The sequence below is a fragment of the Idiomarina sp. H2 genome (assembly GCF_004364275.1).
Lineage (GTDB): Bacteria > Pseudomonadota > Gammaproteobacteria > Enterobacterales > Alteromonadaceae > Idiomarina > Idiomarina loihiensis.
This window is the reverse complement of the sequence record NZ_SNZY01000002.1, coordinates 295528-320211: the sequence shown is the minus strand read 5'-3', so window position 1 is coordinate 320211 and position 24684 is coordinate 295528. Positions and strand designations below refer to the sequence as shown.

23 protein-coding genes and 1 tRNA gene are annotated in these 24684 nt (G+C 48.7%); 17 read left to right on the top strand and 7 right to left on the bottom strand.

The annotated features are described in order from the left end of the window. The first annotated feature begins 47 nt into the window (after positions 1-47). The 4 genes from DET62_RS03660 (at position 48) to cysE (ending at position 2994) form a co-directional block, all read left to right on the top strand. Positions 48-674: a c-type cytochrome gene (locus tag DET62_RS03660; RefSeq protein WP_034819357.1), complete on the top strand. Its 627-nt coding sequence runs from the start codon at positions 48-50 to the stop codon at positions 672-674. Between the two features lie 611 nt (positions 675-1285). After that, positions 1286-1699 carry a GTPase-activating protein gene (locus DET62_RS03655; protein ID WP_034819346.1) on the top strand — a complete coding sequence of 138 codons (414 nt, stop codon included), beginning with the start codon at positions 1286-1288 and terminating at the stop codon, positions 1697-1699. Beyond that, positions 1699-2157: a DUF2489 domain-containing protein gene (locus DET62_RS03650; protein ID WP_110012865.1), complete on the top strand. Its 459-nt coding sequence runs from the start codon at positions 1699-1701 to the stop codon at positions 2155-2157. The genes DET62_RS03655 and DET62_RS03650 overlap by 1 nt, the downstream gene beginning before the upstream one ends. A gap of 9 nt (positions 2158-2166) precedes the next feature. Continuing rightward, a complete protein-coding gene (gene cysE / locus DET62_RS03645; protein WP_110012866.1) occupies positions 2167-2994 on the top strand; it encodes a serine O-acetyltransferase in 828 nt (275 codons plus the stop codon). Here cysE and DET62_RS03640 read toward each other — a convergent pair. From DET62_RS03640 to DET62_RS03630, 3 genes are all read right to left on the bottom strand, one after another. Next, a complete protein-coding gene (locus DET62_RS03640; protein ID WP_110012867.1) occupies positions 2991-4562 on the bottom strand; it encodes a PAS domain-containing methyl-accepting chemotaxis protein in 1572 nt (523 codons plus the stop codon). The genes cysE and DET62_RS03640 overlap by 4 nt on opposite strands. Positions 4563-4730: 168 nt before the next feature. Then, positions 4731-4937, bottom strand: a complete 207-nt coding sequence (locus DET62_RS03635; RefSeq protein WP_011233297.1) for a cold-shock protein — start codon at positions 4935-4937, stop codon at positions 4731-4733. Between the two features lie 183 nt (positions 4938-5120). Further along, a complete protein-coding gene (locus DET62_RS03630; RefSeq protein ID WP_034819335.1) occupies positions 5121-5666 on the bottom strand; it encodes a hydrolase in 546 nt (181 codons plus the stop codon). A gap of 199 nt (positions 5667-5865) precedes the next feature. Between DET62_RS03630 and purE the strand changes: the two genes are divergently transcribed. Both purE and DET62_RS03620 read left to right on the top strand, forming a co-directional pair. Next, positions 5866-6357, top strand: coding sequence for a 5-(carboxyamino)imidazole ribonucleotide mutase (gene purE / locus DET62_RS03625; RefSeq protein ID WP_011233299.1), 492 nt, complete (start codon positions 5866-5868; stop codon positions 6355-6357). After that, entirely contained in the window at positions 6354-7442 is a 1089-nt protein-coding gene (locus DET62_RS03620; RefSeq protein ID WP_110012868.1) for an ATP-grasp domain-containing protein, read from the top strand. The genes purE and DET62_RS03620 overlap by 4 nt, the downstream gene beginning before the upstream one ends. Positions 7443-7478: 36 nt before the next feature. On the opposite strand, the gene DET62_RS03615 is transcribed toward DET62_RS03620, so the two are convergent. From DET62_RS03615 to DET62_RS03605, 3 genes are read right to left on the bottom strand one after another with little or no spacing between them, the layout of a single operon-like run. Beyond that, on the bottom strand, positions 7479-8129 hold the full coding sequence (locus DET62_RS03615; protein WP_110012869.1) for a dienelactone hydrolase family protein: 651 nt from the start codon (positions 8127-8129) through the stop codon (positions 7479-7481). Beyond that, positions 8129-8950, bottom strand: a complete 822-nt coding sequence (locus DET62_RS03610) for a prephenate dehydratase domain-containing protein (protein WP_110012870.1) — start codon at positions 8948-8950, stop codon at positions 8129-8131. Before DET62_RS03610 ends, DET62_RS03615 begins: the two co-directional genes overlap by 1 nt. Further along, the gene (locus tag DET62_RS03605) at positions 8947-10986 is read right to left on the bottom strand and encodes a S9 family peptidase (protein WP_110012871.1); all 2040 of its coding nucleotides are present in this window, start codon (positions 10984-10986) and stop codon (positions 8947-8949) included. Before DET62_RS03605 ends, DET62_RS03610 begins: the two co-directional genes overlap by 4 nt. A gap of 139 nt (positions 10987-11125) precedes the next feature. On the opposite strand from DET62_RS03605, the gene alr reads away from it, so the two are divergent. The 5 genes from alr to DET62_RS03580 all read left to right on the top strand — a co-directional run bounded on the left by alr (position 11126) and on the right by DET62_RS03580 (position 17838). Then, positions 11126-12217: an alanine racemase gene (alr, locus tag DET62_RS03600; RefSeq protein ID WP_110012872.1), complete on the top strand. Its 1092-nt coding sequence runs from the start codon at positions 11126-11128 to the stop codon at positions 12215-12217. Between the two features lie 132 nt (positions 12218-12349). Further along, positions 12350-13738, top strand: coding sequence for a cytochrome ubiquinol oxidase subunit I (locus tag DET62_RS03595; RefSeq protein WP_110012873.1), 1389 nt, complete (start codon positions 12350-12352; stop codon positions 13736-13738). Between the two features lie 3 nt (positions 13739-13741). Beyond that, positions 13742-14743 (top strand): cytochrome d ubiquinol oxidase subunit II, encoded by a 1002-nt coding sequence (gene cydB / locus DET62_RS03590; protein WP_110012874.1) that lies wholly within the window; start codon positions 13742-13744, stop codon positions 14741-14743. A gap of 149 nt (positions 14744-14892) precedes the next feature. Beyond that, positions 14893-16251 carry an amidohydrolase family protein gene (locus DET62_RS03585; RefSeq protein ID WP_110012875.1) on the top strand — a complete coding sequence of 453 codons (1359 nt, stop codon included), beginning with the start codon at positions 14893-14895 and terminating at the stop codon, positions 16249-16251. Between the two features lie 27 nt (positions 16252-16278). After that, positions 16279-17838, top strand: coding sequence for a serine hydrolase (locus DET62_RS03580; RefSeq protein WP_110012876.1), 1560 nt, complete (start codon positions 16279-16281; stop codon positions 17836-17838). 45 nt (positions 17839-17883) lie between these two features. Here the strand turns inward: DET62_RS03580 and DET62_RS03575 are convergent, their stop codons facing one another. Further along, positions 17884-18522 carry a glutathione S-transferase family protein gene (locus DET62_RS03575; RefSeq protein ID WP_110012877.1) on the bottom strand — a complete coding sequence of 213 codons (639 nt, stop codon included), beginning with the start codon at positions 18520-18522 and terminating at the stop codon, positions 17884-17886. Between the two features lie 126 nt (positions 18523-18648). On the opposite strand from DET62_RS03575, the gene DET62_RS03570 reads away from it, so the two are divergent. The 6 genes from DET62_RS03570 to DET62_RS03545 all read left to right on the top strand — a co-directional run bounded on the left by DET62_RS03570 (position 18649) and on the right by DET62_RS03545 (position 24663). After that, complete coding sequence (locus tag DET62_RS03570; protein ID WP_110012878.1) at positions 18649-19593, top strand: YafY family protein; 945 nt, start codon at positions 18649-18651, stop codon at positions 19591-19593. A gap of 82 nt (positions 19594-19675) precedes the next feature. Further along, positions 19676-19752, top strand: a tRNA-Arg gene (locus DET62_RS03565). A 296-nt stretch (positions 19753-20048) separates the two neighbouring features. Beyond that, complete coding sequence (locus tag DET62_RS03560) at positions 20049-21149, top strand: CBASS cGAMP-activated phospholipase (protein WP_110013065.1); 1101 nt, start codon at positions 20049-20051, stop codon at positions 21147-21149. Further along, on the top strand, positions 21146-22426 hold the full coding sequence (locus DET62_RS03555; RefSeq protein WP_110012879.1) for a cyclic GMP-AMP synthase DncV-like nucleotidyltransferase: 1281 nt from the start codon (positions 21146-21148) through the stop codon (positions 22424-22426). Before DET62_RS03560 ends, DET62_RS03555 begins: the two co-directional genes overlap by 4 nt. Next, positions 22419-24209: an E2/UBC family protein gene (locus DET62_RS03550; RefSeq protein WP_208107576.1), complete on the top strand. Its 1791-nt coding sequence runs from the start codon at positions 22419-22421 to the stop codon at positions 24207-24209. Before DET62_RS03555 ends, DET62_RS03550 begins: the two co-directional genes overlap by 8 nt. Beyond that, on the top strand, positions 24118-24663 hold the full coding sequence (locus DET62_RS03545; RefSeq protein WP_347876344.1) for a Mov34/MPN/PAD-1 family protein: 546 nt from the start codon (positions 24118-24120) through the stop codon (positions 24661-24663). Before DET62_RS03550 ends, DET62_RS03545 begins: the two co-directional genes overlap by 92 nt. The last annotated feature ends 21 nt before the right edge of the window (positions 24664-24684 follow it).

Below are 24684 nucleotides of genomic sequence, written 5' to 3'. Positions count from 1 at the left end.
GATTTATTGGGGCGCGTGGCGCCATCCAGAACAGAAGAGAAGCAAACATGAAAAAATTCGCAATCTTTTTGGGACTTTTCTTCGGTACCGCCGGTATCGCAGTAGCACAAAGCGGCGACGCTGAAGCCGGAAAAGAGAAATCGCAAGTTTGTGCGGCTTGCCATGGACCCAATGGTGAATCTCCGACCGATATGTACCCGCATTTGGCCGGTCAGCACGAAAAATATTTGTTGAAACAGCTGAAAGATTTCAAACGGGCCTCCGAAACAGGCGGTGAAGAAGGCCGTAATAACCCGATTATGATGGGGCAGGTCGCTTCATTGTCAGAACAAGACATGGCTGATCTTGCCGCGTTTTATGCATCGAAGGACTCACCGAAAGGCGAAACACCTAAAGATCTTATTGCCAAAGGTGAAGACTTGTTCCGCCGTGGAAACCCTGAAACCAATATGCCTTCATGTGCGGGTTGTCACGGCCCTCGTGGAAACGGTATGGGGTTAGCTGCTTTTCCTGACATTTCAGGTCAGCATGCCGCATACACCAAGTCTCAGCTAGAAATGTTCCGTAGTGGGGAGCGTGCAAACGACCCGAATGGAATGATGCAGGGCGTTACAGAGAAAATGACAGATGAAGAAATTGAGCTGCTGTCTAAGTTCTTGAGTGGCTTGTATTAAATTCGTATTTGCGAATAGAAAAGCGGCTTCGGCCGCTTTTTTTATAGCTATGAAAAATGTTATGAGTAACGTATCTTTTCATGCCTTGTTAACAAAAAGTAATAAAAAAGTGGTTTTTTAGATCAATAAAATCATTGAATTAATATTTGGTTCAAGTAGTCTTAACAACGCTCGGGGAGCTTCCAGACAGAAAAAAACAAAAAAAAGATGTTAAAAGCCCTTGAGAAAATAATAAAAAGACTGTAAAAATACAGCTGACTCGACACAAAAAAATAACAAGAGGTCGAGAGGTTATCGAAAAGTCAGATGTTATCTTATTTCTCGATAATCCAGGGAGTAAAGCCAACAGGCTCGCGGTTGCTCCACTTAATAATAACAATAATAAAAAGCAGACAGGTTACGGAAAACCGCAATAAAAACTCGGAAACAGTGACAACCATTCTCATAGTTGCAGTGCGCTGCCAATTTTATGAGAGAATCAGGCGATGTGAAAGCATCGCCTTTTTTCTTGCCTAAAAATCATCTCAGACTTGTAATTCGTTGCTCCCCACTGACGTAATCCACGTTATTGCGTTACAATAGACCACATTAGTTGTTATTCAGGAGCGACCATGACTCGCCAGAAAAAGACACGTAAGGCCGGACCATTGGCACAGCCTAAAACTCCGAGAGATGCACGCGCAACAGATGCGGCATCCAAGGGCAAGAAAAAAGGAAAGGGACAAGCGCCTGGTCAGCGACATTCATCGGCTAAAGTTCTGCAACAAAGCAAAACAAAAGGGGATGAGAAAGATCCCCGGCACGGAAGTCGTCGTAAAATAGCTTTGGTAATGACACCTGAGCAGGAGCTGAAGCAGTTGCAGGAAGATACCAAACTGCAACTACTGGCTGAACGCTTTGAAAACGATGAGTCTCTGACAGCAGAAGAGCAAAGCTACCTGGACGAGAAATCTGAGCGTTACGAGCAGCTGATTGCCAAACTGGGTTATGAACTCGATGAAGAATGGGACGACGAGGAGAGCTAATGTCCAGCGGATTCTATTGGATTATCGCCATTGTAGGCGTATTGATTATTGTAGCTCTGGGCTGGTACGCTTCGACTTTACTGTTGCGCCTGCGTACTCAGACTCAAGTTCGCGAAGCAGCGGTGCAAAAGCGCGTTGACCGTATTGATGAAAGCATTATTACCATAGCTAAAGCAATGCAGCAGGAGCAATGTCCGCTGTCTGAAGGATGCCTGAGAATCGTGGTATTGCTTGATCATCGACCCGAAGCGGTCGATTACGATTACTCTAATGACTACCCTGCAATGCACGGTATGTATGAGAAAATTAAACATATGCCAACGCATGAATCGCGTAAGAAGTTTCCTAAGAAGAAAGTGAAGGAAATGGACGACGAGCGAGAAGGCTATGAGAAGTCCATGCGCGATATTATTCTTGCTGACGTTGATAAGCTATTAAAGCAATTTCCGGCGGCCTGAGGAGGCGGCATGGCGTTTTTTAAAGGTGTAAAAGAAGATATAGCCAGCGTTTTTGCAAGAGACCCGGCTGCGCGCAATACCATGGAAGTGTTATTTCACTATCCCGGGCTTCATGCTACCTGGTTTCATCGCGTAAGCCATAAGCTTTGGGGCTGGAAACTGTACTGGCTTGCCCGTTTTGTCTCTAATATTTCACGCTGGCTTACCGGTATTGAGATCCATCCCGGGGCTAAAATTGGCCGTCGATTCTTTATCGATCATGGTATGGGTGTGGTTATTGGTGAAACTGCGGAAATTGGTGACGATGTTACTCTTTACCATGGTGTCACTCTTGGTGGTACAAGCTGGCATAAAGGTAAGCGACACCCGACATTAAAGGACGGTGTGGTTATTGGTGCCGGCGCTAAAGTACTGGGTCCCATTACGGTTGGAAAGTCTGCCCGCATTGGTTCTAACGCTGTTGTTGTCCGCGACGTACCTGAGTTAACAACGGTTGTAGGCATTCCGGCTCGTGTGGCTCAGTCTGGTGTTGATAAAGAAACGACTGAGCGACGCAAGAAAATGGCTCAGGAATATGGTTTCGACGCTTACGCTATCTCGGCAGATAATCCTGACCCGGTGGCAACCGCAATAGGTCGAATGTTGGATCATGTGCAGGTATTGGATAACAAGGTTTCTGACCTATGCCAGGCGGTTAATAAGCTCGGTGGCGATGTCTGCGGCGAGATCCCCGAAGTTGATATGGACGACGTCGAGTTTCTGGAAGAAAGCGAGCGCGCCGCTAAACGGCGCGCCCACAAAGATGATGCTTCTGCATCAGATGAGCAAAACCATTAATTTTTTAAGTTAAAGCGCTCAATCAATGAATACAGCTCTTTGCTGGTATTTTGCAGTTCGTTGCTTGAGTGCTGAGTTTGCTCTGCCGTTTTCTGAGTCTCGCGAGCGGTATCAGCAATTTGAGTAATCTGTTCACTGATATGGTCGGCAACGCCACTTTGTTCTTCGACAGCCGATGCCATTTGCGCTGACATATCAGAAATTTCCTGAATAGCCACTGATATTTCACCCAACGCACTGTCTGCCAGGCGAACTTTCTCAACCCCTTCAGATGCTGCCTGCTCGCCTTGTTTCGATACTTCTACAGCATTACGGGCACGATCGCGCAGTTGCTGAATAACTTTATGAATACCCTCGGTAGATTGAGTGGTTCTTGAGGCCAGCGAGCGGACCTCGTCCGCGACCACGGAAAAGCCACGGCCATGTTCACCGGCACGAGCTGCTTCAATTGCGGCATTCAATGCTAATAAATTGGTCTGGTCTGCAATAGAAGAGATTAAATCGGCGGCTTCGCCGATAGCTCCGGTAGACTGATCAAGCTCTTCGACCGTTTTGGCGATTTCTTTTACTGCGTCATGCAGTCTGATAATAACTTCACTGGCTTCTCTTGCCAGCCCGACGCTTTCGTCAATGTTGGCCTTGGCTGATTCGGCCTGCTCCGCATTACGCTCTATTGTGTCGGCCACTTCCTGAATGGCGGTCGCCATCTGGTTCATTGCGGTTGCAGTTTGCTGAGTAGAGGCTGTTTGTTTATCAACATACTGACTGCTCAGCTGCGCCTGATTGTATGTATCTTCGGTGACTTTCAGAAGACCGCCGACCGCGTCTTTCATGCGACTTAAAGCGGTTCGGTTACGTGCGCCTTCGCTAATGAGCTGCATAGCAAGCCTGGCTTCCCGACCCTGCTTGTTGAAATAAGTCATGCCGACTAACTCAGAGTCGAAAGCATCAGTGCGCAAAGTTAATAGCCCTTGCAGCATACGACCAACGTAGGCGCCATAAGCAAGAGTTGATATTGCGGTACCTGCTAAAGTGATAAGTGCCGCTGCGGGTTCACCTAGCGCGGCTATAATGGCACTGGCTACCACACCGGGAACTATTACAGGTATTAAATCTTTACAGCCCAGCCATACACGTTTGCCGAATGGAATAGCATGTTTTCCGGCATTCAGCCTGTCATAAACGCCTTGTGCGCGCTGTTTTAATTCATCAGAGGTGGCAACCCGCACCGATTCGAAACCCACCGGCTTATCGTTCTCCATTATTGGCGTGACATAAGCACTGACCCAATAATGGTCGCCATTTTTACAGCGGTTTTTAACTAAGCCCATCCAGGGTTTGCCGCGTTTAATGGTTTTCCACATATGTTCGAAAACGCTGCCCGGCATATCGGGGTGACGTAAAAGGTTGTGCGGTGAACCAATTAATTCATCACGGGTATAACCACTAATATTAACGAAGTCGTCGTTACAATGTCTGATGACCCCTTTTAGGTCGGTTGACGATATCAACCGATAGTGGTCGGGAAAGCGACTTTCCTTTCCTGTTACCGGACCGTTATTTTTCATAAGCGCCTTTAAGTTGTTTGATTAACATCAATATTAGTAAGGTTATCGTGATTTTCTAGAAAAAGTTTAGCGAAGCAGGGATTTAGGCATAAAAAAACGCCGCTAGAAGCGACGTTTTTGAAATTCTTTGTGTAAACGTTCGGTACCCGAAAGGGCAACGAAGGTTCCTTACATAGGAACTACGTTTTCAGCTTGTGGACCTTTAGGGCCTTGAGCTACGGTGAAAGAAACCTGCTGGCCTTCTGCCAGAGTTTTAAAACCGTCAGACTGAATAGCGCTGAAATGTACGAAAACGTCTGCGCCGTTTTCTTGTTCGATGAAACCGAAGCCTTTAGCTTCGTTAAAGAATTTTACTTTACCAGTAGTAGTAGACATGCTGATATTCCTCGTAGTGCATGTTGAAATCAATGTATTGCTCAAAAAACTTAGGTATTACTTGGACTTACAAAACGAGGTACAGCAAAAAGGACTTCGTAAAAAATCTCAAATCAATAGCCGAAATTTTCTCAGCGGTTTCGAGTATACGCTTAATATAACCCGAGTCAACAATACCTTGCGTTATTTTAACCAGTTACGGCTGATATGGCGGAAAGTATCGGTTCCTGACTTTTCTAACCATTCAAAAGCGGCCATTTCGGAAGTAATAATTTCAACGCCGGCGTTTCGCATTCGCTCAATGGCACTGTCTTTATCTGTGGGCCGGCGCGAGCCTACTGTGTCAGCGGGTAAGAAGACCTGATAACCCGAAGCCTGAAGCTCTATTGCGGTTTGTAAAACGCAGACGTGGGTTTCCATGCCCATAATAACCACATGCTTTTTATTGTATTCAGAAAGTACGTCGCGAAAGGTGTCGTCACGCAGCGCACTAAAGTGCGTTTTTTCAACCACTCGTGCCGCTTCAATAATATCTTGCAGGCTATCAACGGTGTAGCCTAAACCTTTCGGATACTGTTCGGTAATAAGAATAGGCAAATCCAGTTGCATGGCAATTTCGCCTAGCCAGCGCATACGAGAAGTAACCACATCGCGTTGGTGGATGGCTGGCAGCAACTTCTCCTGAGCATCAACAATCAGTAGTAAAGAGTCTTTCGCAGAAAGTAGCATGATGTATTCCTGTTGGTACTAAGTGATAACAGATACTAACTCTAGCTGATTAACACTACCATCAGCAAAAAGTCTAAACTGAGTTAATAAATTTGGTTAATAATTATGCGTGAAATTTGCAGTTAAGGCGGTCAATGGCTACAATCCCCGCCTTTCCAAATGCAGATGCACATCCAAACAGTAAACAAAAGGTGACACCATGGCTCCGGTATTGATTCTAATGGGTTCCCAGTCCGATTGGCCGGTAATGCAAAAAGCGGCAGAAATGCTCGAGTCTCTGGGCATTAAATGGCAGGCGAAAGTGGTCTCTGCACACCGCACGCCGGATTTACTTAAATCCACCATGGAACAAGCGGAACAAGATGGTGTGCCTGTGGTTATCGCCGGTGCCGGTGGTGCTGCTCATTTACCGGGTATGCTGGCGGCTTACACTGCTATTCCAGTGTTTGGTGTGCCGGTTCCGAGCAAGCAGTTGAAAGGTTTGGATAGCTTACTTTCTATTGTGCAAATGCCTAAGGGTGTCGCTGTAGGTACTCTGGCTATTGGCGATGCTGGAGCTGCAAACGCAGGTTTACTGGCGGCACAGGTTATTGGTAGCTTTGACAGCGATGTGCGTAAACGCGTGCACGAATTCCGCACAGCGCAAAAAGAAAAAGTGATGGCTAACTCAGACCTGGAATTACCAAAATGAAAATCCTGATCCTTGGTAACGGCCAGTTAGGGCAAATGCTGGGTAAAGCGGTTATTCAGCAGGGCCATGAATGTGTTTTATACAGCGACCGGCAAGATCAGGTTATGGCATTGGGTAGCCAGCAGCCGCTATCGATGACATTAGCGAAAGCTAATGAATGGGCTGATGTGACAACCTGGGAGCATGAGCATTTAGGAGAAGAGCTGGTGGCTAAAGCTGCCGACAAGTTTCTGTTGCAACCTGAACGCTTTAATCAGTTGGTTGACCGTCGCTCTCAAAAAGCTCTGTGCGATGAGCTGGACATACCGACATCGGCCTGGAAGGCATACGAAAACGCAGCTGAGTTAAGCGCTATTTTAAACGGCTGCGACCATGCGGTTGTCATTAAATCGGCAAAAGGCGGTTACGATGGCAAAGGCCAGTGGCGCTGGCGTCCGGGTGACGACATTGCAGCCGTTGCGGAAGACGCCGGACAGCGACCGGGTATTGTTGAAGATATGATCGATTTTACCGACGAGGTATCGGTGGTCGGTGCGCGTTCACATAAAGGTGAACAGCGTTGTTTCCCGCTGACGTTGAATGTACATACGCAGGGTATTTTGTCGTATAGCCTGGCGGGTGCAGAGCACTTTTCTAAAGAGCTTGAGGCGTTAGCCAAAGAGCACCACCAGAAACTGACGAATGCGCTGGATTACGTCGGTGTATTGGCTATTGAGTTCTTCGTTGTCGGTGAAGGTGACAACCAACACTTGCTGGTGAACGAAGTGGCGCCGCGGGTTCATAATTCCGGTCACTGGACCATGAGTGGTGCTAACTGCGATCAGTTTAATTTGCATATACGTGCTATTACCGGCTTGCCATTGCCGGACTTGCTGATTGCGCCAACGCTAATGGTTAATGTAATTGGTGTTGCCGGAATCCCTGAAGCCTTGTGGGAAGCCGCCGCTGCCGACTGTCACTGGTACGGTAAAGAGGCACGTCCTGGCCGTAAGGTGGGTCATGTGAATATTATGATCGACTCGTTTGAACGGGGCGAGAATCTGGCCAGCAGCTGGGCGGAAAAGCTGCAACTGCTGGCTGGCTAAACTTTTTAAAGCTGTAACGATTCTTTGAGTGAGCGGCTAGAACCGCTCATTCAGCCATTTCTGCATATCCTGAACCTGCTCCATACACAATGAATGTGGCATTGGGTAGGTCTGATACGTCACTGTAAAACCTTTCTCTTTTAATGCCGCGCAGGCTTTTTGTCCCAGAACTTCCGGCACGACGGGGTCCTGTGTGCCGTGCTGAACCAAAATAGGCAGTTGCGCGTTGGCTTCATTTACCTCAATGTCACCCGCGGTGGCAAAATAAGTGGAATGCGCCATTAAACCAGCCAGTGGTTTAGGGTAAGTTAAAGCCGCTTCATAGCCGACCGCACCACCTTGTGAAAACCCGGCAATAATAATGCGCTTACTGTCGATGCCCTGAGCAACTTGTTCGTCGATCATGGCGTGCACTTTGGCTGCTGACTCACGCAGCTGCTGGCTGTCAATTTGGCGGTCAATGCTCATGTCGGTAATGTCATACCAGGCTGGCATGACCATGCCCTGGTTTATGGTGACCGGCATTTGCGGAGCATGCGGAAATAAAAAGCGAATCTGCGCATTAGCGATTTTTATATGCTCTGTCATGGGTACAAAGTCGTTACCCGACGCACCTAAACCGTGAAGCCAAATTATGACTGCATCGGCGTTACCCGCCGGCTCATGTTTAATAACTTCCAGAGACATTACTGATTCCCTATAGCTGCGGCCGGGTACGAACCCAGCCAGTGAATGTTGTTCATTTTAGCCAGTTCTTGCAAAGCGGCTGCTACACCTGGCTCGCTGAGGTGCCCGTCAAAATCGATAAAGAAATGATAGTCACCAAACTGACTGCCCGCCGGTCTTGAAACAATGGAGGTTAAGTTAATTTGCTGTTTCGCAAAAACTTGTAAGCTGTCGACCAATAAACCCGGATGATCGTTGTCGTCAATGAGCAGTAAACTGCTTTTCCAATGCGTACTTTTATCAAATTCCGGCGTTTCAGATGTTGCGGATAATACCACGAAGCGCGTTTCGTTACGTGGGTTGTCAGCAATGTTGCTGTTCAGAATCTGTAATGAAGCGGGGCAGTTTACGTGCTTGGGAACCACCGCCGCAGATGGCTTTTCAGTGGCCAGCAACGCATCCAGCGACAATGCATTACTTGCGGTGTGTATAACCGGAAGCCCCAATCCATTCAGATACTGATTGCATTGACCGGCGGCTACGAACTGTGCCCATATTTGCTGCGGTTCAGCACTGTTGGCCAGGCACTGAAAACCAACCGGAATGCGAATTTCCGCCTGAATATGTAACGGACGCTGAACCAGGTAGTCCACAACAGGAGAGACAAAGCCCTCGGTTAAATTTTCAATAGGCACAACCGCAGCGTCGCAGTCATTACCAATAGCGTCCAGACAACTTACCAGACTGTCCAGTAACTGAATTTGGTGCTGTTTTTCGGGTTGATAAAGCCCTGCCGCAACCTCTGAAAAGGTGCCGGCAGGGCCCAGTGTCGCTATTCTCATTTCTTATACTGCTCAAACCACGCCAGAGCGTGTTCAATTTTGGCTATCATATTAGAAGGGCGAGCCGTAACACCGTGAAAAGCACCGGGCACGCGCACCATTGTGGTATCGACTTTTTGCAGCTTCAACGCCTGGTAGAACTGTTCTGTTTCCGATATTGGCGTACGGCGGTCCTTCTCTCCTGTAAACAGCAGTACAGGTGTTTCAACGTCACCCACCATAGACAGCGGTGAACGTTGCCAGTAATGCTCTAGTTCTTCCCATGGCATACCCGGGAACTGGTTAGTAATTTGACCAATTGAGCTGTCAGCCGTCAGTACTTTACTGACCCAGTTAATCACCGGGTTAGTGGCTGCCGCGGCATTAAAACGGTTAGTCAGGCCGACAGCATAGGCTGTAGCAATTCCACCGGCTGAACCACCAGCAATAAATAGGTTGTTGGAGTCAGCAATGCCTTTATCAATGAGTAAATCAATGCCGCTCATGTGGTCGGCAAAGTCATAAGGTGATGAGTAGTTACCGTCCAGCAGCATGGCAAAATCTTTACCGTAAGAGGTACTGCCGCGATGGTTTACATAAAGCACCACATAGCCTTCCGCTGCGTAGCGCTGGTGCTCTGCTGCAAAGTGCGGACCGTAAGACAGATGAGGGCCACCATGCACTTCTAACAGCAGAGGATACTCTTTGCTTTCATCGTAATTTGGCGGCGTAATATACCAGCCATGAATTTCCTGACCGTCGTAGCGTGATTCATAGCGAATTTCGTGAACTTCCCCCAGCTTACGGTGACCAAGCAGGTCTTCATTTAGCTGAGTAAACTGAACCGACTCACCACCCTGAGGCTGATAACCGACATCCGCCGGACGGTATTCGGAGCCTTTGGTGTAGGCAATTGCACCGGTCTGAGAGGCAGTGAATGAGCCCATGGTATAAGGACGGCTAACGTAAACACCGGAAACATCATCCACCCGATTCGTCAGCTCATTGCTCAAGGTGACATCAGCAACTACGGTTTTGCCCTGATCGGCGTAAGAAACCGCAAGTGAATCATTGCCTGTCCATTGTGGTGAGCTGAAAGAACGGTCGAAGTCAGCCTGTAGCTCGGCTTCCGAGCGCTCACTCCAGTCCATGATCCACAATTGTGATTTATGGTAAGGCACTGGCTCGTTCGAGCTATGTAAATAGGCCAAATGCTCGCCGTCTGGTGAAAACTGTGGCGATGACTCGCGACCGGGTTTATCGGTCACCTGAGTCACTTCTTTTGAACTCAGGTTAACGCTGTACAAGTCGCTTTCATTTACCTGATAGGCCCAGTCTTCAGAACGGTTGCCCGAAAAAATCAAATGTTTGTCGTCGGCAGTCCAGGCCAGAGAGCCACCGTGCCGGTATGGGCCGTCGGTTAGCTGGCGCGCTGTGCCGCCTTCTGCCGGTACGACAAAAACTTGGGTATGCGCGGGCTCTAGCACGCCACGACCGTCGCGCTGATAATAGGCTTCCTGAACAATAATGGGAGAGTCAGACCACTTAGCGCCTTTAGGTTTTGTTGGCTTTTTCACACTTTTAGCAAAAGGGGTCGCTTCGGCTTTAACCGACATAGTAAAAGCCAGTTGGGTGTCGTCGTTAGACCAGCTAATACTGCCCGGGCTTTCGCTTACGTGAGTGACTTTGGCGGTGCGTTGCTCTTTAATCCAGTGCACATGAATTTGGTTTTTTTCAGAACGGTTAGAGGCAAAGGCAAGGCGAGTACCGTCATTCGACCAGGCGAGGCTACCGTAATTAAATTGATCGTCAAAAATCGGTAAATGTTGACCGGTTTCGGTATCAATTAGCCATAATGAGCGCCGGGTATTGTCTTTCATGTTGTCAAAACTGTTGCGGATATACGCAATATACTTTCCGTCGGGTGAAATACTGACCTGATTAGCGTATTCAAGCTGGAATATGTCGTCCGCCTGGAATGTTTCTTGTGATAAGGCTGGAACGGAAGTAAAAAGTAGCGCTAAGCTACCGGCAATGACAGATTGCTTTAACCACATTGTTATTCTCCTTTTGGGTTATGGCTTTACGTTACTCAAGCTTGCGGAGCGATGCAAAGAGTTCCGTTCAAGTTGTTGGAAAATACGGTAAACTGAAGGCCTTTTCGAAAAGCCGGACGAAAATTAAAAAGGAAACCCCATGCACTACCGCCAAACTCGCGCTGAAATTTCTTCCTCCGCTATACAGCACAACGCTAAGTGGGTACGGCGTAAAGTGGCGGGTGGAAAACTTCTGGGCGTAGTGAAAGCTGACGGTTACGGACACGGCGTCGCTCCCGCGGTTAAGGCATTGGCAGAGCTGGTTGATGGCATGGCGGCGGGTTTTATGGAAGAAGCGTTAGCGGTTCGTGAAACCGGTTACAAAGGGCCTTTGGTAATACTGGAGGGCTGCTTCTCAGCGACTGAATTGAACCTGTGTTGTGAACATCAGCTGAGCCCGGTGGTGCATTGCGAACAGCAACTTGAGAGTATTGAGCAAGCGCAGTTGACTAGCCCTTTGTGGGTCTGGTTAAAAGTGGACACCGGTATGCACCGGCTTGGCTGGTCTGAAGAGCAGGCTCCGCAAGCATTAAAGCGCCTGCGTGCGAGCAAGAATGTCGCCGGTGTGACCTTAATGTCGCACTTAGCCAACGCCGATGCCGAGCATCGTTTAAACGCCCGTCAAAAACAGCAGTTCTGCCAGTTGTCGGAAACCCTTAAAGACTATCAGGCACGGAGCTTCCACAACTCAGCCGGACTTTTAAACCCGGATACTCAGTGGTCACTTCAGGATAATGACTGGGCCAGAGCGGGTTTACTGCTTTATGGTGTGAATCCGTCTACGGTGACTGAAGTGCAGGCAGAACTGAAGCCTGCAATGCGCTTAGTTGCTCCGGTTATTGCATTGCACCAGCTGGAAAAAGGCGAGTCGGTAGGTTACGGCAGCGGCTGGAGTGCCGATAAACCCAGTGTTATAGCGACAGTTGCTATGGGTTACGCTGACGGTTACCCAAGGCAGGCGGAAAATGGCACACCGGCAATGGTTCGTGGAAAGCGTGTGGGTTTGGCCGGACGAGTCTCTATGGACATGCTGACGATTGATGTTACCGGTATTGAAAATCTGCAGTTAGGCGATGATGTCGAGCTTTGGGGCCCTAATATTGACGTGCGAGAAGTCGCCGCCTGTGCTGATACTATTTCCTGGCACTTGCTGACCGGCGTTAGCGGCCGGGTTCCCAGAGTACTTGTATAGGTTTTTCGTTCATTAGCCATACAAAAAGTATGGCATTTATTAGTATTTATCCTACAAGTTTTACATCGGCACCCCTGATCTTTGTCAACAAAAGCGTATACTTGAGACAAACCTTAATTAAGGGTGCTTGCTATGTTTGAAAGTTTTGACGCACTGTTTTTAGCGCGCTTCCAGTTCGCGTTTACCATCGCGTTTCACATTATTTTTCCTGCCTTTACTATCGGGGTTGCTAGTTACCTGGCGGTTCTCGAAGGCCTGTACCTCAAAACCCGCAACCCGGTTTACCAGCAGCTGTTCCGTTACTGGGTGAAGATCTTCGCTGTGGCCTTTGGTATGGGCGTGGTCTCCGGTATTGTTATGAGCTACCAGTTCGGCACTAACTGGTCGGTATTTTCCGATAAAGCCGGTCCGGTTATTGGCCCGCTAATGGGTTACGAAGTTCTCACTGCGTTCTTCCTTGAAGCAGGTTTCCTTGGCGTCATGCTGTTTGGCATGAATAAGGTGGGCGAGAAACTGCACTTTTTCGCTACCCTGATGGTGGCGGTGGGCACGGCTATTTCAGCCTTCTGGATTTTATCGGTAAACAGCTGGATGCAGACGCCCGCCGGTTACGCCATGAATGACGTAGGGCAGTTCGTGGTCACCGACTGGTTTGAGGTGGTGTTTAACCCGTCCTTCCCTTATCGGCTGGCGCACATGCTGCTGGCAGCCTACCTGACAGTAGCCTTTGTGGTCGGTGCGGTGGGTGCCTGGCATTTGCTGAAAGACAAAACCAACGCGGCAGCCCGTAAAATGTTCTCCATGGCCATGTGGATGGCGCTCATTGTGGCTCCGCTGCAGGTTCTTGTCGGAGACTTTCACGGACTGAATACGCAGGAGCACCAGCCGGCGAAAGTCGCGGCAATGGAAGGGCACTTCCATACCGAAGCCCGGGCACCGCTGTATTTATTCGGGGTGCCGAACCAGGAAACTGCGGAAGTGGACTACGCTCTGAAAGTTCCGGGTCTTGCCAGCATCATTCTTAAGCATGACATCGACGCGGAAGTGACCGGCCTTGATCAGTATCCACGGGAAGACTGGCCGCCGGTGGTTACCGTATTCTGGGCTTTCCGGATAATGGTCGGCGTGGGCATGCTGATGGTACTTGCTGGACTCTGGTCGGGCTTCCAACGCCTGCGCGGCAAACTGTATGACAACAAAACCTTGCTGCGTTTCAGTTTATTTATGGGACCTATGGGCTTTGTGGCGGTCATTGCCGGCTGGATAGTCACCGAAGTGGGGCGTCAGCCCTGGGTGGTCTATGGCCTGCTGCGCACCGCCGATGCGGCATCGCCCATCGACAAAGCCGGTGTGGCGGGCAGCCTGATAGCCTTTATTGTGGTGTACTTCCTCGTTTTTGGTGCGGGTACCTTCTACATTCTGCGCAAAATGGCGGGGAACCCTGAACAGGTAGCCATTCCCGATTACGCGAAGCATAAGCCCACTATGGCCGCTGAGCGCATATACGATGAGGAGGTGTAAGCTATGGATTACGCACTGATTTGGGCAATATTAATTTCGGTCGCCGTATTTGCTTACGTCGCACTCGATGGCTTTGACCTGGGGATAGCGCTGCTGTTCCCCTGGTTCAAAAAAGAAGAAGACCGTGACGTGATGATGAACACCGTGGCGCCGGTCTGGGACGGCAACGAAACCTGGCTGGTGCTGGGCGGTGGTGGTTTGCTGGCGGTGTTCCCGCTGGCTTACTCGGTGCTGATGCCGGCGCTTTATATGCCGGTTATTGCCATGTTGCTGGGGCTTATTTTCCGTGGCGTGGCCTTTGAGTACCGCTTTAAAACCAAACGTGCCAAAGGCATCTGGGACTTATCCTTTATTACCGGCTCGCTGATAGCGGCAATGAGTCAGGGCATTATGCTGGGCGCTATGCTGCAGGGCATTCAGGTAACAGACCGGGCTTATTCCGGAGGTTGGTTCGACTGGCTGACGCCATTTACTATTTTCTGCGGCGTGGCGGTGGTTATCGGTTACATGATGCTGGGTGCGACCTGGCTGGTGATGAAAACCAGCGGCGACCTGCAGCGTCAAAGCTACCGTGCCGGCTGGTACACCACAATATTGCTGGTGGCCTGCATAGCCTTTGTGAGCCTTTACTTACCTTATGTCGATATGTTTATTGCCGAGCGCTGGTTCACTTACCCGGCCTCCGTTGGTCTGTGGGCTTTGCCGGTACTGCTGGCGGTGATGACCATTGGTTTGCTGCGTTCGCTGCATAGAAAACAGGAAGGACGTCCCTATCTTTGGGGGTTGGGCATGTTTCTATTGGCTTACGCTGGCTTTGCGGTCAGCATATTCCCGTATCTTGTACCCCGCAGCATTACCCTGTGGGAAGCCGCTGCACCGGACAACAGCCTGAAGTTCTTACTCGTGGGTGCCGTGTTCCTGTTGCCGATAATTTTCGCTTACACCGGTTATACCTACTGGGTGTTCCGCGGCAAGGTTGACCCTGACAGCGGATACCACGACTGATGAAACCTGTACTTAAGAAGTGGTTGTGGTTTGTTGGCTTATGGTGTCTGGGTGTTCTGGCCGTCACTTTAGTTGGCGGCCTTATCCGCTGGGCTTTATTGTAAGCTTGCGCTAGGCTAAAGGCAGACTTGACGCCGGAGGCAACCAAAATGAAATTGACTCACCTTCTGGCCGCAACTGTCGCGGCCTTATTTTTATCTGCGTGTAACAATGCAGAGCCCCAGAGTAATGATACTCGCAGTGCAGATTACGTGATTAAAAACGTGACCCTTGTTGACTGGCTTAAGGGCGAGCCGAATGTTATTGAGCAGCAGACGTTAGTGGTTAATGACGGATACATCAGCGGTGTGTTTTCCAACGCCGAAGCTCCGGCTTTCGATGATAACACGCAAATAATTGATGCTGAGGGGCAATACGTTTTACCGGGCATGGCAGAAATGCACGGCCATGTGCCGCCGGCGACAGACTTTGGAGATTTTCCTAAACGCTACGCAGACGACATGTTGTTTTTGTACGTTGCCAATGGCGTAACAACAGTGCGTGGGATGCTGGGGTATCCGCACCAGTTGCAGCTTAAGTCCGATATTGAGTCGGGCAAGCGCCAGGGTCCAACGTTGTATTTAGCTGGCCCTAGCTTCAGTGGCAATACCATTGAGTCGGTTGAGCAGGTGACGAAGCGGGTCATTGCACAACGCGATGAAGGGTGGGACTTACTGAAAGTGCACCCCGGGTTAACCCTTGAAGAGTATGAGACCATGGCAAGTACGGCTCGCCAGGCGGGCATGGACTTTGCCGGACATGTGCCGGCAGATGTCGGATTAAAACGCGCCATGGAAGCAGGCCAGAGAACCATTGACCACCTGGACGGTTACCTCGCTTACGTTGATGCTATGAACAGAGAAATAACACAGGATGAACTGGACTTACTGGTGGCTATGACGCTGGAACAAGACGTTGCGGTTGTGCCCACCCAGGCCCTATGGAAAACCCTGATAGGTGCGGCTGATCCCGACAAATTGAAAGACTACCCGGAAATTCAGCTGGTACCCAAGGCCGTCCGGGAAGGCTGGCTAAACTATTACGATAACCCCAGCAGTTACTTTAATCAGGAACAGGCGCAAGTGCAGCAGGAAAATCGGCAAAAGCTATTGCACGCCCTGCACGAAGGCGGCGCTGAAATTATTTTTGGAACCGACGCACCACAGTTGTTTAGCGTTCCGGGTTACTCCATACACCACGAAATACAGCTGATGTCAGAAGTCGGTATACCTATGGCTGATATTTTACGTTCGGCCACAGTAGCGGCCGGCGACTACTTTGCCGAACAGGATACTTTTGGGCGCATTGCTGCGGGACATCGTGCTGACTTTATTTTGTTAAAGGATAACCCTCTGGAGAACCCTGATACCTTGCGTGAAAACCAAGGGGTTATGGTGCGGGGGCAATGGCTGAGCCGTGAGGCTATTGATAAAAAAGTTGAGAAAATTCGGGCGGCTTACGCTGACTAACGGCTATTGATAATAAGGAACCGATAAATGAAACCGTTATTTAAAATGTTAAGTTCAGTTTCGCTTGGCGTTACTTTGTTGGCCAATGCACCTGTTTGGGCACAAAGCGCAGACAGCATTCGCAATACCGCCGAGGAAACGCTGGAGGCGTTTAACATTCCGGGCCTGGCCGTTGTTGCGGTTAAAGACGGCGAAGTGATTTTAGCCGAGGGTTTCGGCGTGCGTGATATAGACAGCGGTGAGCCGGTAAATGCCAATACACTGTTTGGTATTGCTTCAAACACCAAAGCTTTTACCGCAGCGGCTATGGCAACGCTGGTAGAGCAGGGGAAACTCAACTGGGACGACAAAGTTATAGACTACATTCCTGAGTTTCGTTTGGCCGACCCGGCTATTACTCAATCTCTAACAATTCGCGATATCCTGAGTCACCGCTCGGGCCTTGGTCTGGGAGCGGGCGACCTAATGATCTGGCCTAACACCGATAAGTCCACCAGCGATATTCTTGCCGGGCTGGCGCACGTACCTATTGACCACGGTTTGCGCGAGCGTTTCGCCTACAACAACTTGATGTTCGTAACGGCCGGTGAAGTTATCCACCGGGTTACGGGCATGCCATACAGAGAATACGTTGAGAAAACCTTTTTTCAGCCTTTGAATATGGACGAGAGTGTTATTGGTTTTTCGCATATACCTGAAAGTAATGACAACGTTGCGGTAGGCACTATTGAAATGAACGGTGAGCTGCATCGTTTCCCGCTAGATTTTCTTGAAGATTTTGGTGCAGCAGGTGCGACCGCAGCAAGTGTTGATGATTTAAGTAACTGGTTGATCACTCAGCTGCAGGGCGGCGTGAGCCCATCGGGTGAACGCCTCTTTTCAGAAGACTCGCAACAGGCCATGTGGCAGTTAACCACACCGTTGGGTACATCACCTGAAGCTGCTGAACAAGGAACGTATTTTGGTGGCTACGGCATGGGTTGGTTCGTAAAAGACTACCAGGGCGTGAAGCGGGTGTATCACAGCGGGGGCATTCTGGGCATGTTGTCGCTGACCACACTGATACCTGAAAAGAACTTTGGCATGGTAGTTCTGAGTAACCAGCAGGCTTTTGGTGGTTTAACCGCAATTACCGAAGAAGCCCTAGAAGACTTGTTAGATTTGCCCGACCGCGACTGGGTGGAGGAAGAGCAGCAAAAATATCAGGCCTTTATGAAAAGAAAAGCCGAGTTCGAGGTAGAAGAGCCTGAAAAAGTAAGAGCCGCGCTGCCGCTGGAAAGCTACGCCGGTACTTATAATGACGCCTGGTACGGCGACGTAAAAATTAGCTACGAGCAGGACAAACTGCGCATCAATTTTACTCACACTCCTATGCTGCAAGGCACCTTAGAGCATTATAACGACGACACTTTTATCGTGCGCTGGGACGAGCCTTTACTGGAGGCTGATGCGTTTATCGACTTTAGCGTGAACCGAAATAATGAAGTGAACAGTGCAATGCTGGAGGCCGTAGCGCCTTATACCGATTTCAGCTTCGATTTCCATAACCTGAATTTGAAAAAACAGAAGCAGGAAACCGGTGATTAAAAGAGTCAGCAGCCAGAGCCCTCTGGCTGCTTATTTTCAGACGCTCTAGCCTTTACTCAATTCGTCATCGAGTTTTGTTGCTCGCTGGAAAGCGGGGCGTTCTTCAATGCGCTTGACGTAACTTTTAAATGAAGGCCGCTCCTCGAGCGTTTTGAACTGCATGCCCCAGCTAATATGACTACCAACGTATACATCTGCCGCGGTAAATTGCTCGCCACAAATATAAGGCCCTTTAGAAACGGCTAATTCAAGAGCTTTCAGAACATCGTCGTGACTACCAGAGCCAACCGTTTGCAGGTTATCTTCGAGGTTCCAGCCACAGGCTTTGGCGCTGTTTGCCATTTCTACCGGGCCGGCCGCAAAGAATAGCCAACGGTAGTAAGTTCCTCGTTCCGGGCTGTCCAGTGGTGGAGCTAAGTTCTTTTCCGGAAACTGATCGGCCAGGTAGGCACAAATGGCGGCTGTTTCCGTAACAACCAAATCGCCGTGTTGTATTGCCGGCACTTTCCCTAACGGGTTAACTTTCAGATACTCGGGCGTTTTCATATCGCCATTGTAGTTAAGTACTTTGACCGTATACGGCTCGCCAACCTCTTCCAGCATACGACGAACAATGCGTGCCCGGGACTCAGGGTTAGTATAGAAAACGATTTCTTTGGTGTTTTTAGACATATTTTCTTTCATAGCTCAGCTCCTTTTTATTATGGGTTTTACGTCTGATAAGAACTATATTAGTTATATAGGTCATAATTAGTCCTATATAAAAATATTTATCTAAATTTATTTTCGCCGCCTTTTATCAGGAAAATTATGAACGGCCCGACAACACGAGTACTCGCCTTACTGGAGTTATTGCAGTCTCACAAACGTTTGAGTGGCACTGAAATTGCTGAAATGCTAGGCGTGGATAAACGCACGGTCAGGCGCTATATCAGTGCGCTTGAGGAGTTGGGTATTCCGGTTACCACAGAGCATGGCCCTCATGGAGGCTATATGTTGGTTGCCGGTTTTAAGCTGCCGCCGATGATGTTTACTCATGAAGAAACGCTGGCGCTCTCGCTAGGCTTGTTGGCCGCGAAGAGTCTTCAGCTGACCGATACCTCGCCTGCGCTGACCAGCGTTCAGGCGAAACTTGAGCGCGTTATGCCAGAGCATATTCAGGCAAGGGCTCGTTCCATTAGTCAGCATACAAACCTGTTATTGCCCGACTCTGGACTGCCGCAGGAGCAGTCGTTATTGATGCCGTTAATGGAAGCCATAGAGAGCCAGCGGCGGGTACAAGTTGTGTATGTGGGCAAAGCCGAGCCCGAGCAGCAGCGCGAGCTCGATCCTTACGGTATGTTCTATAGGCTAGGACACTGGTATATAGGCGGATTCTGCCATTTGCGCCGAGCGCTCCGTACCTTTCGATTAGACCGTTTAGCCGAAGTGACATTACTTAAAGCAACCTTTGAAAGGCCTTTAAACTACAACGCTGCCGAGCAGTTCAAACAAAGCCTGTGCGCCATGCCAGGCAACCTGAAAGTGCGAGTTTTATTACATACGGACCTGGACACAGCGACCCGCGAGCTAGGCACAAGCGCCAGTATTTTAACCCAGGAAGACAACGCGATATTTATTGAAACCGTGGTAGACAGCACAGAATGGTTTGCCTGGTGGCTGGTTCGCTTACCTTTCGACTTCACCATTATAAGCCCCGACAGCTTAAAACAAGCCTTGCGGCGCCGAGCCGAGCAGCTTATAGGTTATTGTTAGTGGTACATGCGCGGTTTGCAGCACTGGACATTGCAGCGGATATTCCCTAAAATCCACGCCTGCTCTGAAGACTCCTAACTACGCGCCCGTAGCTCAGCTGGATAGAGCGCCGCCCTCCGGAGGCGGAGGTCACAGGTTCGACTCCTGTCGGGCGCGCCATTTCCTTGGCCTGTAGCGATTTTCTTCCTTTCGTATTAGTTTTAAACTCTTCTCTTTGATGTGTTTTCGATGTGACCGTTAGCTGTTGTGGCTGATTTTGGGTGGGATCATGGCTGTGTCCATCCTGTGTCCAGATTGTGGCCGCATTACTTAGGCCAAGAGCTGTATCACTAAATTTTGACCTTTGGCTCAACTAGAATCTCTCTAAATTTGTTTGTTTTTTATTCACTTCAGCCATTGAAATTATCCTTTCGTGCCACCACCTTTGAAATATAAGGAAAATGAGGGAAGTTCTAATGTCGAATTCAAATAGAACCGTCGGCTACGAAACGGAAGGTCAAGAGTCAGTGAAAGTTCTGAGTCTTGATGGTGGCGGTGTACGCGGATTATTCACTATTAGCGTACTGGCCGAGATAGAGAGCATTATTGCGCGGCAAACTGGCAATGAAAATGTGAAAATTGGTGATTATTTCGATCTCCTCACCGGAACCTCAATAGGTGGGATTCTAGCGCTTGGCTTGGCAGCAGGCAAGTCTGCTCGCGAACTGCAAAAGGTCTTTTATGATCAAGCTTCACTAATATTTCCTTCTACCTTCCCAGGGCGCTGGTTTAACACTATCAAGTCGATTTTCACACCCTTATATTCCAGCGAGCCACTCAGAAAAACCGTAGAAAATATGATAGGCAGCAGCACTATTTTTAACGATCTAGAGCGACGAGTTTTAATCCCTACGGTCAGTCTTACCACTGGTAAGTCGCAGTTTTTCAAAACACCTCACAACGGACGGTTTAACAGGGATGGCTCTTTAAAACTTGTCGATGCGGCTATGGCAACAGCTGCGGCGCCTACCTACTTTGCACCTCATTATTGCGCTGAACGGAATGCATACTTTGCCGATGGCGGACTAGTTGCCAATAACACAAGTTTTGTCGGATTACTTGAAGTTTTGCGCGACATGAGAGATGACTTTCCCTCTGCATCTTACAATAACGTTCATATTTTAAATGTAGGCACTTTGGGGGAAGAATATACGATCCGCCCCAAGACTCTTGGACGGAAGTGGAACAAGGGCTACTTGGGGCTTTGGGCCGGAGGAAAACGTCTAGTATTAACCACTATGTCAGCTACTCAGCGCTTGCACAAGGACATGTTAATGCGCGAGCTTTCGTCATGCGGCGCCGATAAAAACTACGTTTACCTTGATGACACGCTTTCAAACGACGCGGGGCTTGATATTTCGCTCGATAACGCGAGTCCGGAGGCACTTAAGACATTAGCTGGAAGGGGGAAACAGTTGGCTAGCGAAGAGTTCGCCCGAAATAAACCACTACAAGCGTTCTTCAAAACATCAGCCAAACCTTTCAAATCAAGAACACACATGGACACAAAATCATGAACTGGAACTTTCACCGATACTACACTGATGGCACTAACGGTCTCATGGGAAAACTTAAGCTTTCAGAGCAGGAAAATGAAAAGCTTAAACGACTGCGGCAGATAGTCCGGCAACGCACTAAAGACGTCTTTGAAGATGCCAAAACTATTGCGAAAGAAGTGAAGCAGCAGAACCTGACAGAAGAAGCTGTGCTTTATAAGTTCCAAGGCACGAAGATGCGATTCCTTTCAGAGCCGGAGCAAAAGAAAGTGGCTCATCTTATCCACGAACTAGACGATACAGCGCGAGACGTTTTTATCAATTTGACACCAAGATTCTGGACTCAGGGAAGCTTCCAATATAATACGTTAAATAAGCCATTTCAGGCACCGCAAGAAATGGACATTGATGACGGTACCTACATGCCAATGCCAGTGTTTGAAACGGAACCCATGATAGGCCATATTTTGCTAGTCCTGCTTGTGGACGCATCATTAAAGTCGCTTGCTGCAGAGAATCCAGGCTGGACGTTTGAAGAAAAACAGACATGCGGGCGTATTAAAATACCTAATGAAAATACACATATTGATGTGCCAATGTACGCTATTCCAAAAGAGCAATTCCTGCAAAAGCAGGTAGCCATGGAGTCCATGGCCGCCAATAGGGGAGGAGCTTTGGACGAAGCAACTCGCGAATCCTATAAAATTGATTCAGAGTCAGTGAACTTAGCGTTACGTAGCGGTGATAAGAAATGGATGAATAGCGATCCTAAAATTGTTGAGGATTGGTTTAATGAAAGCTGTCGACGTAACGGCAGTCACTTACGTAAAGTATCTCGATTTATGAAAGCTTGGCGCGATGCACAGTGGGATGTAGGCGGTCCATCATCCATCAGTCTCATGGCTGCGGTCGTGAAGATTTTAGATCAAGTCCCGCTGGATTATAATGATTTAAGCGAGACCATGAAGGTAATTGCCGAACATTTACCAAACGAGTTTCGATGCGGAGTAGAAAGCCCCGATCATACCGATGATAATCTACTCTTTCCAAAGTCAGGCCAGCATGAGCCTCGTGATTGGGCGATTATCGATAAGCTAGAGCAGCTGCACGGGATACTAAAAAGTGCTGAAGAGGCAAACTCTAAAGCCGAAGCGCTCGCTATTATTAATACTGCTTTTGGTAACAGAGTTACTGACAATACGCTGATTACCTCAGCTAGCGCCGCTCCAGCGCTAAAAGAGGATCCGAGCGCTGCAAAGGAGCCAGCTTCCATCAGTAACACCATGGTTAGTGGTTAGCCTTTCTGTGAATCACGAAATTCATCATATCTTGTTGGATTGTGGTTACCGATACACGCCAGCCTCTGGACTCCCCTCAGATAGCTGGCTTCACGTGAAAGTACCAGGTATTGGTTATTACGTGAAAGACTATGAGACCAATGTTGGAGTATTCTCTGTTGCTCTATATTTGAATAAAGATCCGCATACAGAGTTGCCCTTTGCGATCATCTATAAAATGCCTGAAAGCTTGAATGGGAGGCTTCTCCCTCATGTAACTCATGAAGGTAGTTTTTGTTATGTCGATCAACAGGAAGGTGATTGGGACCCTAACGACTTGGTTTCGCTATATACCGCAGTCGACGAGAAAATATCTTCAACGCTGGATATCGTTGCAACATCATCCGATCTAAGTGCCGAGGTGGACAGAGAATTTGAAGGTGAGTTCGCTGCATACTGGGAATCAAAAGAACGACTTTTTCTCATTACACGGGCGCATCGCAACGAATCTTTAAGTACTTATTTATTAAAATCCGTCGATGCAGGGAAAACTGCAACTGAGCTTAACGAATTCGTCACTGTTTCTAAAGACAGCGATATTAGTCAGGAAAGCTTTTCAAAGTGGGCTAATCAGCGCAAGTTGCAAGTCGACCAGTTAAAAAGAGATTCTATTAAAACACATTTCATATCCGTTACCCCCACTAAGCTGACAGGTGAAACTTGGCCTCCTCGAAGCCTTCCGGATGTTTTAGAATGGCTAAAACGCGTCGACCATAACGCTCGAGCCAAGCTCGTCGAGCACCTTACCGCAGCAGGCCCCACAAAAAGCCATATCTGTATTATGGACGTTGCGAACCAAGCGAAGCTGGCTTTTTACGTACAGCTCACACATAGGACAACCGCCGTAAAATGGCGTCGCAAAGGTCGGCGCCAGAAAACAAGTATAAATCATGCTGCGTCCGTATTGGGCAGTAAACATGCAAGTAAATGTTTCGTGAGACTCGGGGTGGTCGAGGCTCACTCTGCTGCGCTTTTAAGCCGAAATAGTAAGCGTCCTGGGCTTGATAACCTCGGCAGTAAACGAATTGCTCTAATAGGTTGTGGAACCATAGGTGGTTATTTGGCTGGGCTCCTTCTACGTAGCGGTGCTGGATGCGGAAACTGCCAATATGATCTATATGACCCTGATGTATTTAGTCCACAGAACTTTGGCCGACACCCATTAACATCACGAGATTTTGGTGAATATAAAGCGAAAGCGCTAGCACGCAGTCTATCAGAGTCCATCCATACAGCGACTAATATTCAAGGAAAGGCAAAGGAGTTTCCGATTAGTAAAGATTCTTTATCAAATTATGATTTGATAATTGACGCGACTGGAAGACCCCCGGTATCTAAGCGATTGGCGTGCGTTGTTCGTGAATTGGTGCCAGCGAAGCGTCCAATGATAATCCATGCGTTTAACGATGGGAATGGAAGGGCTGCGAAGGTGCTAGTGGACGATGGGAACTGCTGTTATGAGTGTATGCGATCTGACGTGGGCACGCATACCAAAGGTATCGATCGACGCTTTCTCAATATCAACGATGAGCTTCATATTAGCTGTGGAAGTGCATACACACCCTATGACGCTGCAGTTAGCTATATGTCCGCGGCACTTGCCGCTCAAGCGGCGCTAAACTCTTTAGAGATGCAACTGCCCTGGACTTATAATGAACATATTCTTGATGGTTCTAGGACACGAAAACCCAAACTGCTACGAACCCAGCCAAATTGCCCAATTTGTCATGCTCATGCTGGATAGTGATTTAGTTTTTCGAGACCAGAACGGGCAATTTGTCGTGCTTATGCACCATATCGCAGAGCGCCTTCAAACCTATCGACAACTAACTTACAGCAGTCCGGAGTCTGCGGGCGTTCTCATCGGTGAGCGACGGGGGGCTCATATCATCATTAGTGATTTATCGGTACCTGGTGATGGCGACATTCGGAGCCGCTGCAGAGTTGACAGGAGAGGGGCACATCACCAGACTAAAGTTATATCTTCGTTTCATCAGTCTGAGGGAACGGCTCAGTATATAGGTGAGTGGCACACTCACCCAGAAGATCATCCTACCCCTTCGGCTATAGACAAATTATCTTGGTCAAAGAACCTAGATACCGGTAGCACGATGGTTCTTATCATTGTTGGGAGACAATCAATTTGGCTTGCTAAGAAAGAAAAGCAAGCTATTGAACAATGTTTGACTGAAAGTTAGACATGAATAAAGTGCACGGAC

What these genes read in the sequence shown, in the direction of transcription:
- DET62_RS03660 (WP_034819357.1), top strand. Translation starts at nt 48, where the DNA reads ATGAAAAAATTCGCAATCTTTTTGGGACTTTTCTTCGGTACCGCCGGT.
- DET62_RS03655 (WP_034819346.1), top strand. Translation starts at nt 1,286, where the DNA reads ATGACTCGCCAGAAAAAGACACGTAAGGCCGGACCATTGGCACAGCCT.
- DET62_RS03650 (WP_110012865.1), top strand. Translation starts at nt 1,699, where the DNA reads ATGTCCAGCGGATTCTATTGGATTATCGCCATTGTAGGCGTATTGATT.
- cysE (WP_110012866.1), top strand. Translation starts at nt 2,167, where the DNA reads ATGGCGTTTTTTAAAGGTGTAAAAGAAGATATAGCCAGCGTTTTTGCA.
- DET62_RS03640 (WP_110012867.1), bottom strand. Translation starts at nt 4,562, where the DNA reads ATGAAAAATAACGGTCCGGTAACAGGAAAGGAAAGTCGCTTTCCCGAC.
- DET62_RS03635 (WP_011233297.1), bottom strand. Translation starts at nt 4,937, where the DNA reads ATGTCTACTACTACTGGTAAAGTAAAATTCTTTAACGAAGCTAAAGGC.
- DET62_RS03630 (WP_034819335.1), bottom strand. Translation starts at nt 5,666, where the DNA reads ATGCTACTTTCTGCGAAAGACTCTTTACTACTGATTGTTGATGCTCAG.
- purE (WP_011233299.1), top strand. Translation starts at nt 5,866, where the DNA reads ATGGCTCCGGTATTGATTCTAATGGGTTCCCAGTCCGATTGGCCGGTA.
- DET62_RS03620 (WP_110012868.1), top strand. Translation starts at nt 6,354, where the DNA reads ATGAAAATCCTGATCCTTGGTAACGGCCAGTTAGGGCAAATGCTGGGT.
- DET62_RS03615 (WP_110012869.1), bottom strand. Translation starts at nt 8,129, where the DNA reads ATGTCTCTGGAAGTTATTAAACATGAGCCGGCGGGTAACGCCGATGCA.
- DET62_RS03610 (WP_110012870.1), bottom strand. Translation starts at nt 8,950, where the DNA reads ATGAGAATAGCGACACTGGGCCCTGCCGGCACCTTTTCAGAGGTTGCG.
- DET62_RS03605 (WP_110012871.1), bottom strand. Translation starts at nt 10,986, where the DNA reads ATGTGGTTAAAGCAATCTGTCATTGCCGGTAGCTTAGCGCTACTTTTT.
- alr (WP_110012872.1), top strand. Translation starts at nt 11,126, where the DNA reads ATGCACTACCGCCAAACTCGCGCTGAAATTTCTTCCTCCGCTATACAG.
- DET62_RS03595 (WP_110012873.1), top strand. Translation starts at nt 12,350, where the DNA reads ATGTTTGAAAGTTTTGACGCACTGTTTTTAGCGCGCTTCCAGTTCGCG.
- cydB (WP_110012874.1), top strand. Translation starts at nt 13,742, where the DNA reads ATGGATTACGCACTGATTTGGGCAATATTAATTTCGGTCGCCGTATTT.
- DET62_RS03585 (WP_110012875.1), top strand. Translation starts at nt 14,893, where the DNA reads ATGAAATTGACTCACCTTCTGGCCGCAACTGTCGCGGCCTTATTTTTA.
- DET62_RS03580 (WP_110012876.1), top strand. Translation starts at nt 16,279, where the DNA reads ATGAAACCGTTATTTAAAATGTTAAGTTCAGTTTCGCTTGGCGTTACT.
- DET62_RS03575 (WP_110012877.1), bottom strand. Translation starts at nt 18,522, where the DNA reads ATGAAAGAAAATATGTCTAAAAACACCAAAGAAATCGTTTTCTATACT.
- DET62_RS03570 (WP_110012878.1), top strand. Translation starts at nt 18,649, where the DNA reads ATGAACGGCCCGACAACACGAGTACTCGCCTTACTGGAGTTATTGCAG.
- DET62_RS03560 (WP_110013065.1), top strand. Translation starts at nt 20,049, where the DNA reads ATGTCGAATTCAAATAGAACCGTCGGCTACGAAACGGAAGGTCAAGAG.
- DET62_RS03555 (WP_110012879.1), top strand. Translation starts at nt 21,146, where the DNA reads ATGAACTGGAACTTTCACCGATACTACACTGATGGCACTAACGGTCTC.
- DET62_RS03545 (WP_347876344.1), top strand. Translation starts at nt 24,118, where the DNA reads ATGAACATATTCTTGATGGTTCTAGGACACGAAAACCCAAACTGCTAC.